The following is a 14,069-nucleotide window of genomic DNA, read 5'->3' as shown; positions in this document are numbered from 1 at the left end:
AGCTTGCTCCCGCTGGGCTGCGAAGCGGCCCCAAAGGCTACAACCGAGTAGCATCAGGCACACAACAATCGAAGGTTTTACGACTGCTGCGCAGTCGAGCGGGAGCAAGCTCCCTCGCCACAGGTCAGCAGTGTTCTCAAGATTTACAGGAAATCAGTGCCGCTCCAGCGCATTCACCAGGTCATGGAAGGCTTCACGATTGGTGTCGTTCAGGCCCATGAGGATCTTGTGCGCTTCGAGCACCTTGATCCGCACCACTTCTTCGGACTGATCCTGGTCTGGCAGGTCATCCAGGCATTCCGGGCAGGGCACCGGCTTGTCGACGATGTTGAAGACCTGCTCGAAGCCCATGGACTGCAACAGTCGCGTGATGTCTTCGTGGGTGGTGACGACGGTCGGCAGCAGGCCGACTTTCTGCCGCGACAGGATCGACAGCTTGGCCAGCAGGCCAAGCGTGGTGCTGTCGATACTGCGGGTTTCGGTCAGATCGATCACGATCGCGTTGAAATTCAATGCGCTGAAGATCCGCTCAATAGTCGCATCCAACGCCGAACACAGGGTCAGGCGAACTTCACCGACGAACTTCAGGACGAAGGTGCCGTCCTGCTCGGCGAACTGGATTCTACCGGTACTCATCAAAGATTCCTGCTCAACACCAACAGGGCGATATCATCCGGCATCTCCCCTAGCGTGGCCAATCCAAAAACCTGCCGCAGCCCATCCAGGGTGCCGCCCGCCGCCTTGACCCTTTGGGGCAATGCCGCTTCTTTTTCTTTGAGTGTGGGTTCTGGCAAAAGGTCCAGAATGCCATCAGACATCAGCGTCAGGCTGAACGTCGGTGGCAATTCCAGCACGTGATCTTCATAGGTGGCTTCGTTGAAGAGGCCCACCGGCAGACCACGCCCTTCCAGATAACGAACACTGTCTGGCGTGTACAACACCGGCAACGGCAAATGACCGCCGATGCTATAGGTCAACAAACCGGTCTCCTCGTCGATGACTCCACCGACCATTGTGACGTGTTTGCCCAGCTTACAACTGATCAGGCCCCGGTTGATATGACCAAGAACCTCTGAAGGCTTGAATTCCGGCAAGGTGCCGCTGCGCTTGGACTCGAACAGCAGGCGCGTGGTCATGAACTTCAACAGCACGGTGACGAAGGCTGAAGAGGCGCCATGCCCGGAAACGTCCGCCAGGTAAAACGCTACCCGACGCTCGTCGACGCGAAAGTAGTCGACGAAATCACCCGACAGGTACAGCGACGGGATGATCTGGTGAGCAAATTTGAACTCGTTGATGGTCCATGGGCTGACCGGCAGCATGTTCATCTGCACCTGGCGACCGGCATTCTGGTCTTCCTGGAGCAGGTTCAGGCTGGCTTCGAGCTCGCGGTTGGCCTTCTCCAGCTTCTCGCGGTAGCGCTGGTTTTCCAGCAGCAGGCGCGCGCGATCCAGGGCCCGGCGCACAGAGTGCTCGAGCACCGCCAGATCTTCGAGAGGCTTGATCAGGTAGTCCGCCGCGCCCAGGCGCAGGGCCTCGACCGCGTCGTTCATCACGCCGGCACCCGACACCACGATCACTGGTGTTTGCGGCGACAGCTCGGTGACCTGACGGATGAGTTCGAGTCCGCCCATCTGCGGCATGCGCAGATCGCAGATGACCAAGTCGGGCTTGTCTTGCTCGAATACCTGAAGACCCTGCTGGCCATTGCTGGCCTGCAAGACGCTGAAACCACTGTCTTCCAAATAGGCGGCGAGGCTCGCGCGCACTACTTCGTCATCATCGATTATCAGCAGCGTGGCACTGGTTTTTGGCATGTGGGCAAACGGCGCCAGAATTAGGTTGGCGTAGCAGGCGGGGAACTTGACCCGGCACTCACTACTGGATTCGCTTTCTAGCCTCTCTGTCGCACCGCTTTCGGGCATTTGCCCTACACACGTGTACACCAGAGGTGCCCTTCTAAGGCGCAGACGGTACTCCCATCCGCGGGGCGTTTCAAGCTCACGCCGATGGTCGCTTGACGTCTTTGTTTGTCAAATCACCGAGAGTTATAAGAACAGTGAAATCCGTAACCCAATGGAAGGTTCGAACCCGCGAGTCAAACCGGTCGGGACTACAGTAAAAAGCCCGATTTACCCGCATGCGGGTCTTCGCAAACAAAAAAGGCGACCTTGATTGATGGCCGCCTTTTTTTTCAGTTTACCGGTCGAGATCAGAAATCGTCTTCGACCTGACCGTCTTTCACCTTGAATTCCCGGTTCTGCAAGTACGCATTACGGATGAAGGTGTACTTGTCGCCAGTGATCAGCTTCTCGCTCGACAGCAGGTTGGCACGCGTATCGATGATGTCCAGGGCGCGGAACGAGTTACGCACAGGAACGTCGTCTACATAGCGATAGGCGCCCGTGTAGCTGTCGACGTACTTGGACGGTGCATCGCGCAAGGTGCTTGGGCCCAGCAGTGGCAGCATCAGATAAGGGCCGCTGCCGACACCCCAGTAACCCAGCGTCTGGCCAAAATCTTCGTCATTGCGCTGCAGGCCCATTTTGGTGCCGACATCAATCACGCCCAGCAAGCCGAAGGTGGTGTTGAAAATGATGCGTGCGGTATCAACGCCCGCGGCATGAGGCTTGGCCTGCAGGATATCGTTGGCGAGGTTGCGCACATCGCCGATGTTCCGGAAAAAGTTGTGAACGCCGTCCTCGACAAACTGCGGCGTTATGTACTGGTAGCCCTGGGCCAATGGCTTCAGCGCATAGGTGTCGATCACGTCGTTGAACTTGTAGATCGGGCGGTTGACGCTTTCCCAAGGATCATCTTCCGAGGCTGCCTGGGCAACGAACGGAACCAGTATCACACTGGCGCATACACAAATCCTGGCTAGATGATTGCTCCAGCGCATAGAAAAAAAACTCCTTGGTTTGTACCGGCTCGGGCGCCTGGCCCGGGCAATAAGTGGGCAAGTATAAGACGTAAACGCCGTTTAAGGCACTTTGCACTCATCCCGCGCCGGAGGAATCGTGCCAACTGTGAGCGATTCACATCCATGTCACTCAACTGTCACCGTCGCCCGCTAGCCTTCAAGCTATTTCAGGGACGTCCATATGCCGCTCGCCGAAGCCTTGCCCCAAACCGCACCCCGCCTGACCGCCGTCCTGTTCGGCCTCAGTGGCTGCCTTGTGGATTTCGGCGCGCACACCCATCGCCACGGCAGTCACTCGGCCGAGCACGCAGAGTCCACACCTGGCGCACTGGACAGCCTGCTCAGTTTGCAGCGCCAGCAAATCCCCTGTGCCTGGCTTGATGAACTGCCCCCGGACCTCAGCCAGTCCCTGGCCGCTGCGCTGCCGGAATGGATCAAACCATCGCAACATCCCGCAACAATTAGCCCGTGGCCCGCCCCGGATGCCTGCTGGCAAGCCTTGATGAACCTGAACGTTGACCGACTCGACGGCTGTGTACTGGTGAGTGGTGAACCGCGCCTGCTGCAAGCGGGGCTTAATGCCGGGCTGTGGACCATCGGCCTGGCGTCCTGCGGTTCGCTGTGCGGGTTGGCGCCCCGGCAATGGCAAGCGTTGACCCAGCAGGAGCGCGACATCAAGCGCGGCAAGGCCACGATGCAACTGTTCGGCCTGGGCGTGCATTCGGTGATCGATCACCTCGGTGAACTCGACACCTGCCTGGCAGACATCCAGTTGCGCCGGTTCAAAGGCGAAAAGCCCTGATCGAGATCATGCAGGTTAGGCGGGAGTGGATTAATCTAAAGGTCAGCCATAGACCTTTGGCGGACCGCTGCGGTCTATGCCAGTGCCAATCGAGAGAAGGAAGAACGCCATGCCTGCCCGCGAACTGCAAGAACAGCTCAATGCCCTGCGCGAGCAATTGGAACAGAATCCTCCATTGTCTGAAGCAGAGCGCGCCGAACTGCACGAACTCATGCAGCAGATCGAATTGAAGCTTGAGCTGGAAACCAAAACCCAGGACTCCAGCCTTGCCGACGGCGTCAACCTGGCCGTGGAACGCTTCGAGCTCGAACACCCGACCCTTGCCGGCACCCTGCGCAACATCGGGCAGGCCTTGGCCAACATGGGAATCTGAACCCGACAATGCCTCTGCCTCTGTAGGAGCGAGCTTGCTCGCGATGGAGTGTCAGCTACCCTGGCGTCGACTGATACACCATCGCGAGCAAGCTCGCTCCTACAGGGTTTCGTTACTGGCGGACCAGGCGATGGTTCGGCAACTGCACCGCTTCAGTGCTGCGATACGGGTTGATATCCAGCCCGCCACGACGCACATAACGCGCGTACACCGTCAGTTTCTCCGGTTTCAACAACTGCTGCAGGTCGAGGAAGATCCGCTCCACGCACTGCTCATGGAAGTCCGAATGCTGACGGAAGCTGACGATGTACTCGAGCAGACTCGCGTGATCCAGCGCCGCGCCACGGTACTCCACCGCCACGCTGCCCCAGTCCGGCTGGCTGGTGACCGGGCAGTTGGACTTGAGCAAATGGCTGTGCACGCTCTCCTCGACGATGCGCGAATCATCGCAACGCAGCAGTTCCGGCCGTGGATGCTCGTAGTTGCTGACGCTGATATCCAGTTCGTCGATGCACACGCCCGGCAAGGCCACGACGCCTTCGCGCTCGACATCCTTGAGACTGCGAATGCGCACCCCCACCGGCTTGCCGGCAGCCGCCGACAAGTCCTTGGCCAGCGTCGCCTCAAGGCTCGCGGTGTCGACAAACGGCGTCTGGTTCAGGGAGTTGAGGTAGAGCTTGAACGATTTCGACTCGATGATGTTCGGCGAATCCGCCGGAATGCTGAATTCGCCGATCGCCACCACCGGCTTGCCCGAAGGCAGCAGCCAGGACAGTTCGAAGCAGTTCCAGAAGTCCACGCCTTTATACGGCAGGGTTTCAGCCGTCAGGCCCAGCTCCGCCCACTTCGCGGTGCGCGGGATCGGGAACAGCAAGGACGGCGTGTAGGTGGCGATGTATTCGCTGGACTTGCCCAGCGGCGAGTGTTCGGCTGCGGGATGCATGGCGGAAACCTGACTGAAGAATCAGCGGATTCTATCAGCCTTTGCTCCCGCCTTTGAGTGCTTACTGACTGACAGTCAGTTTGCCGACCATGCCGGCCTGATAATGACCGGGGATGTTGCAGGCAAACTCAAGGCTGGTGGCCTTGCTGAAGGTCCAGGTCAGCTCGGCGGTCTTGCCCGGCTCCACCAGCACGCTGTTGGGGTCGTCATGCTTCATGCCGTGATCCATTTTGCCGTGATCCATGCCGGCCATGTTGCCGTGGTCCATGGCTTTCATGCCGCTCTGTTGCATCTGCAACATTTCCTGCTGGTGCCTGGCGTGCATCGCCGCATCCCCCAGGTTGAACTCATGCAGCAACCGGCCTTTATTGACCAGCACGAAGCGCACGGTTTCTCCGGCCTTGATGTCGATGGCCTTCGGCGCGAAGGACATGTCCCCCATGACCACTTCGACACTGCGGGTCGCCTTGGCCGCCGGGGCCGGCTGGCCGAAATCGTAGGCATGCCCGCCGTCCGCCCACACCGGTGAGCTCAGCGCCAGCAAACACAGGATTTGCGCCAGGGATTTGCGTAAAAACATCGTCATACTCCAACAAGATAAGGCTCGGCATGAGGAAAACTCTAAACTGCTGCCACTGCCCGTAACCTGACAGCCAGATTACAACTTTGTCAGGTTGACCTGTATGAACGCTGCCCACGGTATAAAGCGTTCGTTCCATTTGCCATGAGTCGCCCATGAAACTGCTGATTGTCGAAGACCAACCGAAAACCGGTCACTACCTGCGTCAGGGTCTGGCCGAGGCCGGGTTCAACACGGAACTGGTGGCCGACGGCAGCACCGGCCAGCAACTGGCCCTCAGCGGCGAGTATGCCCTGCTGATTCTCGATGTGATGCTGCCCGGTCGCGATGGCTGGCAGATTCTGCAAGCCGTGCGCGGCGCCGGCCTGGACACGCCGGTACTTTTTCTGACAGCGCGCGACGCCGTGGAAGACAGGGTTCACGGCCTCGAACTGGGCGCCGACGACTATCTGGTCAAGCCGTTTGCGTTCTCCGAACTGCTGGCCCGGGTCCGCAGCCTGTTGCGTCGCGGGAGCGCCACGCCTCAGGAGACCAGCCTGCAACTGGCCGATTTGCGCCTGGACCTGATCCGTCGCCGGGTCGAACGCAGCGGCCAGCGGATCGACCTGACCGCCAAGGAATTCGCCCTGCTGGAAATGCTCCTGCGCCGTCAGGGCGAAGTCCTGCCCAAGTCGCTGATTGCGTCCCAGGTCTGGGACATGAATTTCGACAGCGACACCAATGTCATTGAGGTGGCGATCCGCCGACTGCGCCTGAAGATCGACGATGAATTCCCCAACAAGCTGATCCACACCGTGCGCGGCATGGGTTACGTGCTTGAGGAGCGCCCCGCCTGATGCGCCGTCTCTCCTTGAGCAGCCGCCTGGCGCTGTTGTTTGCCGCCTGCACCGCCGTGGTATCGCTGTTCGCCGGCGTGCTGTTCAGCCGCGCCAGTGAGGCGCACTTTGTTGAGCTCGACCAGCAATTGCTGAGCGCCAAGCTGACGGGCCTGCGTCGGGCCCTGCACGACTTTCAATCGAGTGACAGCGAAGTGAAGCTGACGGAGGAACTGAGCCGACAGGCTGATCTGTCACTGCGCATCACCGGCAGCGACGGTCAGCGCTGGTATGACAGCTCGGCAAACCTTCCGCTGCTATTGCCGCGCCAGCCCGGATTGTCGACGGTGAGCCACGAAGGCATGGATTACCGCGTGCTGAATGCGCCGCTCGATGCGAACAAACCCGATTCACCGCAACTGACCCTGATGCTGGACATCACCCACCACCAGCACTTTCTGCAACGCATGCAGCATCTGATCTGGCTGACCGTCGGCCTGTCAGCCCTGGCCACCGCCCTGCTGGGGGCATGGGCGGCGCGCAGCGGCTTGCGCCCGTTGCGGCGCATCAGTGCGGTCGCCAGCGGGGTTTCCGCGCAATCGCTGAACATGCGGTTGCCTGAAGAAAACATGCCACCGGAACTGGCGGAAATGGCCCACAACTTCAATGCCATGCTCGGACGCCTCGACGACTCTTTTCAGCGCCTGTCCGCGTTCTCTGCCGACATTGCCCATGAACTGCGCACCCCATTGTCGAACCTGCTGACCCACACCCAGGTCACCCTCACCCGCCCCCGCCCCATCGAGGACTACCGCGAAGCCCTGCACAGTAACCTCGAAGAACTGCAGTGGATGGCGCAACTGGTCAACGACATGCTGTATCTGGCCAAGGCTGACCATGGCCTGTTGATGCCCAAGCGCGAGCCCTTGGAGCTGGGACACGAAGCGGATCTGCTGCTGGAGTTTTTTGCGCCGCTGGCAGAGGATGCCCGGGTGAAGTTGAGCCGTGACGGTAATGCGCGCATGGAAGGTGATCGCAGCATGTTGCGTCGGGCGCTTTCCAATTTGCTGGACAATGCGTTGCGGTTTACACCGGTTGAGGGCGAGGTCCGGGTGCGGATTGTCGAACAGCCGAAAGCATTGTGCCTGAGCGTTGAAAATACGGGCCAACAGATTTCCGAAGATCTATTGCCGCGCCTGTTTGACCGGTTTTATCGGGCCGATCCTGCACGTCGCGAAGGCAGCAGTGAACATGCGGGGTTGGGGTTGGCGATTACGCAGTCGATCATTCGCGCCCATGGCGGGCAGATTCGTTGCGAATCGGAGAATGGATGGACGCGGTTTATGATCGAGTTGCCAAAGGGGGATTGAGGCCGGCAGTTGCGGCCTCTTCGCGAGCAAGCCCGCTCCCACAGGGGAACGCATTCCAATGTGGGAGCGGGCTTGCTCGCGAAAGCGGTGTAACGGCTTACGAATACCGCAACGCGTGAGCCGGTTCGATTTTCGCCGCACGCCACGCCGGGTAAACGGTGGCGAGGAAGCTCAAGACAAAACCTGCAGAGCAGATCAACACGACATCCCCGCCTTGCAGCTCGGACGGCAGGTTGCTGACGAAATACACGTCGGAACTGAAGATGTGCTGCCCGCTGACCCGCTCGATCCAGCCCACGATCTGGCTGACGTTCAGCGCGGCAATCACGCCCAGCACACCGCCAATCAGGGTACCGACAATACCGATCACCGTGCCCTGCACCATGAAGATCGCCATGATCTGTCGCGGCGTGGCTCCGATGGTGCGCAGGATCGCGATGTCCGCGCCCTTGTCGTTCACCACCATGATCAGGGTCGCGATGATGTTGAACGCCGCCACTGCGACGATCATCAGCAACAGCAGGCCGATCATGGTTTTTTCCATCTTCATCGCACTGAACAGGCTGCCCTGGGTGTGGGTCCAGTCGTCAGCCTTGTAGGCGGCACCCAGCCCCGTGGCGATGTCGCTCGACACTTGCGGTGCGGCGTACAGGTCCTTCACCGCCAGGCGCACGCTCTGCACCTGATCCGGCTCCCAGTGCTGCATCTGCGCGGCGTCGGCCATGTGGATCAGGGCCATGGTGCCATCCAGCTCGGCACCGACCTTGAACACGCCGACCACATTCAACCGTTGCATGCGCGGGGTAATGCCGCCCGGCGCATTGCTGACTTCCGGCACGATGAGGGTGATCCTGTCGCCGACGTTCAAACGGAAGCGCCGGGCCGTGATCTCGCCGATCACCACGCCGAATTCGCCCGGCTTCAGGGCCTCGAGACTGCCCTGGACGATGTGCTTGGCGACGATCGACACCTGGCCTTCCAGCGCCGGGTCGACACCGCTGACCTGGATGGGTTGCATCGTGCCCTTGTAGGACAGCATGCCTTCCATTTCGGTGAACGGCACCGCTGCCGTCACTTCCGGGTTTTTCATCGCAGCGGCCGCCACGGGCTTCCAGTCGTCAATCGGGTTGACGCCGACGATGGTGGCATGCGGCACCATGCCGAGGATGCGCGAGCTCATTTCGCGCTGGAAGCCGTTCATCACCGACAACACCACGATCATGGCGAGCACGCCCAGGGCGAGGCCGATCATCGAGGTCATCGAGATGAAGGAAACAAAGCGATTACGACGCTTGGCGCGGGTATAGCGCGTGCCGATAAAGATCGATAACGGTCTGAACATTCGCTGGGGCACCGTATAAATATTAAAGACCCGATGCCTTTCCGGGCATCGGGTTGCAGCCAATCAGATGGGCGTGAGGCAACCTTCCTGCAGGTGCAGGACTCGGTCCATCTGGCGGGCCAGGTTCATGTCGTGGGTCACCACCAGGAACGCCGTGCGCATCGAGGTGCTGAGTTCCAGCATCAAGTCCTGAATGCCCTGGGCGGTGTGGGCGTCGAGGTTGCCGGTCGGCTCGTCGAGCATCACCAGGCCCGGTGTGTTGACCAGGGCGCGGGCGATGGCCACGCGCTGACGCTCACCACCGGACAATTCGGCCGGCTTGTGTTCCAGCCGGTGGCCCAGCCCTACCCGCTCCAGCAGCGCCGTGGCACGCTGGCGCGCTTGCGGGATCGCGGTCTTGCCGATCAGCAGCGGCATGCAGACGTTTTCCAGCGCGGTGAATTCCGGCAGCAGGTGGTGGAACTGGTACACGAAGCCCAGGGCCCGGTTACGCAGCAGGCCGCGTTTCTTCTCGCTCAGCGCCGACAGTTCTTCGCCATCGAGCCAGACGCTGCCCTTGGTCGGCGTATCGAGGCCGCCCAACAGGTTGAGCAAGGTGCTTTTGCCCGAGCCCGACTTGCCGACAATCGCCACACGCTCGCCCGGATGCATTTCCAGTTGCAGCCCGGCCAGGACCTCTACCGACTCCGGACCTTCCTCGTAGGATTTGCCCAGGTTGCGGCAGCTCAAGATTGCTTTATCACTCATGCCCGACTCACTCATAACGTAGCGCCTCCGCAGGCTGGGTGCGCGCGGCACGCCAGGCTGGATACAGGGTGGCGAGGAAACTCAGGATCAACGCGGCGGCGCAGACCATGACAACGTCCTGGCTCTGCACTTGCGACGGCAGGTAATCGATGAAGTACACGTCGGCGTTGAGGAATTTGTGGCCGATCAGGCCTTCGAGGGCCGAGATCGCGGCACTGACATTCAGCGCAGCGAAGATCCCGACCACGGCGCCGATCGCGGTACCGACCACGCCGATCACCGTGCCCTGCACCATGAAGGTGCGCATGATCGTGCCCGGCGTGGCGCCCAGTGTGCGCAGGATCGCGATGTCACCCTTCTTGTCGTTCACCACCATCACCAGCGTGGAAATGATGTTGAATGCCGCGACGGCAACGATCAGCAGCAGCAACAGGCCGATCATGGCTTTTTCCATGCGGATGGCCTGATACAGGTTGCCGTGGGTGCGGGTCCAGTCGCGGGCGTAGAAACGGTCTTCACCAAGATCGCGGGCGATGCTCCACGCAGTGCGCGGCGCCTGGAACAGGTCGTCGAACTTCAGGCGCAGGCCCTGGACCTGATCCGGTTTCCAGCGATGCAGCCGGGCCAGGTCCTGCAGGTTGGTGACGCCGAGGTAGCCATCGAGCTCACCGGCGCCGACATGGAAAATGCCGACCACGGTAAAGCGCTTCATGCGCGGGAACATCCCGGCCGGGGTCACGGTGACCTCCGGCGCGACGAAGGTCAGCTTGTCGCCGATGACCGCACCGAGCTTGGCCGCGGCCTTGTCGCCGATAACGATGCCGAACTCACCCGGCACCAAATCGTCGAGTTTGCCCTGGGTCATGAAGTGATCGATGATCGACACCTGGCGCTCTTGCGCCGGGTCGATGGCATTGAGCAGGACCTTCGAGACCTTGCCGTTATTGGTCAGCAACCCCTGCATTTGCGTAAACGGCGCCACGGCCGTCACTTGCGGGTTCTGCCTGACTTTGGCGGCCAGGCTTTGCCAATCGCTGATTGCTTCGCCGGACTCGATGGTCGCGTGGGGCACCATGCCCAGCACGCGGGTGCGCATCTCATGATCGAAGCCGTTCATCACCGACAGCACCACGATCATCACGACCACGCCAAGGGCGAGCCCGATCATCGAAGTCAGGGAAATGAATGACACAAAATGATTGCGACGCTTTGCACGGGTGTAACGCGTGCCGATAAATACGAAGAGAGGTCTGAACATGTCGGGGCTTGTTCGGAGGGAAAAGGAACGTCCTTGTGGCGGGGGTCGATAACCAGCTTTACACTCAGACCACCGCCGCTACCATGGGTTCGCCATGTCGACATTAGATGAAGAAGATCGCCGCGAATACTACCGTATCGAGGATACGATCGCACTGGAAATTCGGCCCCTGTCCGCTTCTGAAGCCGCAGGCCAGGAAGTGTTGCAGGATGCTTCTCCACTCTTCAACTTGCTCAGCGAACTGCACCTCAGTGAATTCGAGTCGCAGCACCTGTTGCGCCAGATCAATGAGCGCGACCGCAACATTGCGGCATTCTTGAAATCCCAGAACAAACGCATCGATCTGCTGAGCCAGGTGATCGCCATCACCGTGCTCGGGCAGATCGGCGAACCGCAGCCGGTGATCATCTCCGAAGGCGGCATCGACTTTCAGCACCCATCGCCCATCGCCGCCGGCGCACACCTGTCGGTCAAGCTGGTGCTGATGCCGCAAGCCCTGGGCCTGCTGCTGCGCGCCCGCGTCACCCATTGCGACCGCAAGGGCGATGGCTATGACGTTGGCACCGAGTTCGAACACCTGACCGACGCCCAGCGCCAACTGTTGGCCCGCCACATCTTGCAGAAGCAGGCCCAGGAACGACGCCTGGCCCGCGAACAACTCGAATCAGGCAATTAATTTAAGGAAGAACCGTGACCCTCATCTACGGCCATCGCGGCGCCAAGGGCGAAGCACCGGAAAATACCCTGACCAGCTTTCAGGAATGTCTCAAGCACGGCGTGCGTCGCTGCGAACTGGACCTGCACCTGTCCAGGGACGGCGAGTTGATGGTCATCCACGACCCGACCCTCAAACGCACCACGGACCGTCGCGGCAAGGTCGTCGAACACACGGCGGCAGAGCTTGTGACCTATGACGCGCGCAAGGGTGGCCCGGGCTGGATCAAGCCGTGCCCGATTCCGACGCTGGAAGAACTGTTCGAGAAGTGCGACTTCGATCACTGGCAGCTGGAAGTCAAGAGCGCATCACGGATGCGTGCCGCGACCACCGTGCTGGCGATTCGCGAAATGGTCCAGCGTCATGGCCTGATGGACAAGGTGACCATCACCTCGAGCTCCCGTGAAGTGCTCAAGGCAGCATTGGAGCTGGTGCCGGACGTGTCCCGCGGGCTGGTGGCCGAGTACGCCTGGCTCGACCCGCTGAAGGTCGCGGCCAGTTATGGCTGTGAGATTCTGGCGCTGAACTGGACCCTGTGTACGCCGGAACGCCTGCAAAAGGCGCAGCGTCAGGGGTTGCATGTGTCGGTGTGGACCGTCAACGAGCCTGCGCTGATGCGCAGACTCGCCGACTTCGGCGTTGACAGCCTGATTACAGACTTTCCCGGTTTGGCCACCGCCACGCTCGAGAATTGCTGAAATCGGTCTCCCCGGCCGGCTCAGGCCACCGGCCGGAGCCGCTCAAAAAAGCCGGTTGAGGCCGTCGTACGCCGCGACCCGATAGGCTTCGGCCATGGTCGGGTAGTTGAACGTGGTGTTGACGAAATACTTCAGGGTGTTCTGTTCGCCCGGCTGGTTCATGATCGCCTGACCGATGTGCACGATCTCCGACGCCTGATAACCGAAGCAGTGAACGCCCAGCACTTCCAGGGTTTCACGGTGGAACAGGATCTTCAACATGCCTTGCGGCTCGCCGGCAATCTGCGCCCGCGCCATGCTCTTGAAGAACGCCTTGCCGACTTCGTACGGCACCTTGGCCTGGGTCAGCTCCTGTTCGTTCTTGCCGATCGAGCTGATCTCCGGAATGGTGTAGATGCCGGTCGGCACGTCATTCACGAAACGCCAGCTGCCGTTGTCGACAATGCTGCCAGCGGCCGAACGACCCTGGTCGTGGGCGGCACTGGCCAGGCTCGGCCAGCCGATCACGTCACCGGCGCCATAGATGTTCGGCACGCAGGTGCGATAAGCCTCGTCGACTTCGATCTGGCCACGGCTGTTGACCTTCACGCCGATGTTTTCCAGACCCAACTGATCGGTGTTGCCGGTACGGCCGTTGCACCAGAGCAAGGCATCGGCCTTGATCTTCTTGCCGGACTTGAGGTGCAGGATCACGCCATTGTCCACGCCTTCGACGCGGTCATACTCTTCGTTGTGGCGAACGGTGATGTTGTTGTTGCTGAAGTGATAGCTCAGGGCCTGGGAAATTTCCGAGTCCAGGAAGCTCAGCAACTGACCACGGTTGTCCACCAGTTCGACCAGCACACCCAGGCCACTGAAGATCGAGGCATATTCGCAACCGATCACGCCTGCGCCGTAAACGATGAGTTTGCGCGGGGTGTGGCCGAGGCTAAGAATGGTGTCGCTATCGTAGATACGCGGGTGGTGGAAATCGATGTCCGCCGGGCGATACGGACGCGAACCGGTGGCGATGATGATGTGCTTGGCCACCAGTTTCTCGACCACGCCATTGGCGCAGACCACTTCGATGGTTTGCTCGTCGGCGAAACTGCCGGTGCCGAAGAACACGTCGACGCGGTTGCGGGCGTAGTAGCCGGTACGCGAAGCGACTTGCTTGGAGATGACTTTCTCGGCGCTTTTCAACACGTCCGGGAACGAGAACCAGCGCGGCTCACCAATGGCCCGGAACATCGGGTTGGTGTTGAACTGCATGATCTGCCGCACCGAGTGACGCAGTGCCTTGGAGGGGATGGTGCCCAAGTGAGTGCAGTTGCCGCCGACCTGGCGACGGCTATCGACCATCGCCACCTTGCGCCCTGCCTTGGCGGCGTTCATTGCCGCGCCTTCCCCCGCCGGGCCGGAACCCAACACCACCACGTCGTAGTTGTAGACAGCCATGCGTACTCCTCAGAACAGGCCGCGGCACCCTCGGCACCCGCGGCTAAATCACGCCAATCTGTGGCA

The 14,069-nt window shown here is 60.6% G+C and carries 15 protein-coding genes; 6 read left to right on the top strand and 9 right to left on the bottom strand.

The genetic code is table 11. The features are described 5' to 3' along the window. Positions 1–153: 153 nt before the first annotated feature. The 3 genes from rssC to BSF40_RS11830 all read right to left on the bottom strand — a co-directional run bounded on the left by rssC (position 154) and on the right by BSF40_RS11830 (position 2,902). A complete protein-coding gene (gene rssC, locus BSF40_RS11840) occupies positions 154–636 on the bottom strand; it encodes an anti-sigma factor antagonist RssC (RefSeq protein ID WP_007978612.1) in 483 nt (160 codons plus the stop codon). Further along, positions 636–1,817, bottom strand: coding sequence for a two-component system response regulator RssB (gene rssB, locus BSF40_RS11835; protein ID WP_033048238.1), 1,182 nt, complete (start codon positions 1,815–1,817; stop codon positions 636–638). The genes rssC and rssB overlap by 1 nt, the downstream gene beginning before the upstream one ends. 395 nt (positions 1,818–2,212) lie before the next feature. Further along, complete coding sequence (locus BSF40_RS11830) at positions 2,213–2,902, bottom strand: VacJ family lipoprotein (RefSeq protein WP_095965257.1); 690 nt, start codon at positions 2,900–2,902, stop codon at positions 2,213–2,215. A 202-nt stretch (positions 2,903–3,104) separates the two neighbouring features. Here BSF40_RS11830 and BSF40_RS11825 point away from each other — a divergent pair, with 202 nt between their 5' ends. Together BSF40_RS11825 and BSF40_RS11820 are read left to right on the top strand one after the other, a co-directional pair. Further along, the gene (locus BSF40_RS11825; RefSeq protein WP_095965256.1) at positions 3,105–3,725 is read left to right on the top strand and encodes a phosphatase; all 621 of its coding nucleotides are present in this window, start codon (positions 3,105–3,107) and stop codon (positions 3,723–3,725) included. 109 nt (positions 3,726–3,834) lie between these two features. Further along, on the top strand, positions 3,835–4,098 hold the full coding sequence (locus BSF40_RS11820) for a DUF4404 family protein (RefSeq protein WP_008053327.1): 264 nt from the start codon (positions 3,835–3,837) through the stop codon (positions 4,096–4,098). 112 nt (positions 4,099–4,210) lie between these two features. On the opposite strand, the gene queF is transcribed toward BSF40_RS11820, so the two are convergent. Together queF and BSF40_RS11810 are read right to left on the bottom strand one after the other, a co-directional pair. After that, the gene (gene queF / locus BSF40_RS11815) at positions 4,211–5,041 is read right to left on the bottom strand and encodes an NADPH-dependent 7-cyano-7-deazaguanine reductase QueF (protein ID WP_095965255.1); all 831 of its coding nucleotides are present in this window, start codon (positions 5,039–5,041) and stop codon (positions 4,211–4,213) included. A 61-nt stretch (positions 5,042–5,102) separates the two neighbouring features. Beyond that, complete coding sequence (locus tag BSF40_RS11810) at positions 5,103–5,621, bottom strand: plastocyanin/azurin family copper-binding protein (RefSeq protein ID WP_095965254.1); 519 nt, start codon at positions 5,619–5,621, stop codon at positions 5,103–5,105. A 155-nt stretch (positions 5,622–5,776) separates the two neighbouring features. Between BSF40_RS11810 and BSF40_RS11805 the strand changes: the two genes are divergently transcribed. Together BSF40_RS11805 and BSF40_RS11800 are read left to right on the top strand one after the other, a co-directional pair. Next, a complete protein-coding gene (locus BSF40_RS11805) occupies positions 5,777–6,457 on the top strand; it encodes a heavy metal response regulator transcription factor (protein WP_015095939.1) in 681 nt (226 codons plus the stop codon). Continuing rightward, positions 6,457–7,806, top strand: coding sequence for a heavy metal sensor histidine kinase (locus tag BSF40_RS11800; RefSeq protein ID WP_095965253.1), 1,350 nt, complete (start codon positions 6,457–6,459; stop codon positions 7,804–7,806). The genes BSF40_RS11805 and BSF40_RS11800 overlap by 1 nt, the downstream gene beginning before the upstream one ends. 97 nt (positions 7,807–7,903) lie before the next feature. Here the strand turns inward: BSF40_RS11800 and BSF40_RS11795 are convergent, their stop codons facing one another. The 3 genes from BSF40_RS11795 to BSF40_RS11785 all read right to left on the bottom strand — a co-directional run bounded on the left by BSF40_RS11795 (position 7,904) and on the right by BSF40_RS11785 (position 11,153). Next, positions 7,904–9,148 (bottom strand): lipoprotein-releasing ABC transporter permease subunit, encoded by a 1,245-nt coding sequence (locus tag BSF40_RS11795; RefSeq protein WP_095965252.1) that lies wholly within the window; start codon positions 9,146–9,148, stop codon positions 7,904–7,906. Between the two features lie 63 nt (positions 9,149–9,211). Further along, entirely contained in the window at positions 9,212–9,895 is a 684-nt protein-coding gene (lolD, locus tag BSF40_RS11790) for a lipoprotein-releasing ABC transporter ATP-binding protein LolD (protein WP_167399534.1), read from the bottom strand. A gap of 7 nt (positions 9,896–9,902) precedes the next feature. Further along, entirely contained in the window at positions 9,903–11,153 is a 1,251-nt protein-coding gene (locus tag BSF40_RS11785) for a lipoprotein-releasing ABC transporter permease subunit (protein ID WP_095965250.1), read from the bottom strand. Positions 11,154–11,247: 94 nt separating this feature from the next. On the opposite strand from BSF40_RS11785, the gene BSF40_RS11780 reads away from it, so the two are divergent. Then, positions 11,248–11,829 (top strand): PilZ domain-containing protein, encoded by a 582-nt coding sequence (locus BSF40_RS11780; protein ID WP_095965249.1) that lies wholly within the window; start codon positions 11,248–11,250, stop codon positions 11,827–11,829. A gap of 14 nt (positions 11,830–11,843) precedes the next feature. Further along, positions 11,844–12,566, top strand: a complete 723-nt coding sequence (locus tag BSF40_RS11775) for a glycerophosphodiester phosphodiesterase (protein WP_007972110.1) — start codon at positions 11,844–11,846, stop codon at positions 12,564–12,566. Between the two features lie 42 nt (positions 12,567–12,608). Here BSF40_RS11775 and sthA read toward each other — a convergent pair whose 3' ends face one another. Further along, entirely contained in the window at positions 12,609–14,003 is a 1,395-nt protein-coding gene (gene sthA, locus BSF40_RS11770; RefSeq protein WP_007972111.1) for a Si-specific NAD(P)(+) transhydrogenase, read from the bottom strand. Between the last annotated feature and the right edge of the window lie 66 nt (positions 14,004–14,069).

This window comes from Pseudomonas sp. ACN5 (assembly GCF_002303975.1).
In the GTDB taxonomy this organism is placed as follows: Bacteria; Pseudomonadota; Gammaproteobacteria; order Pseudomonadales; family Pseudomonadaceae; genus Aquipseudomonas; species Aquipseudomonas laurylsulfatiphila.
Note: the sequence above shows the minus strand (reverse complement) of the source record. Positions and strands in the feature narration are given on the sequence as shown.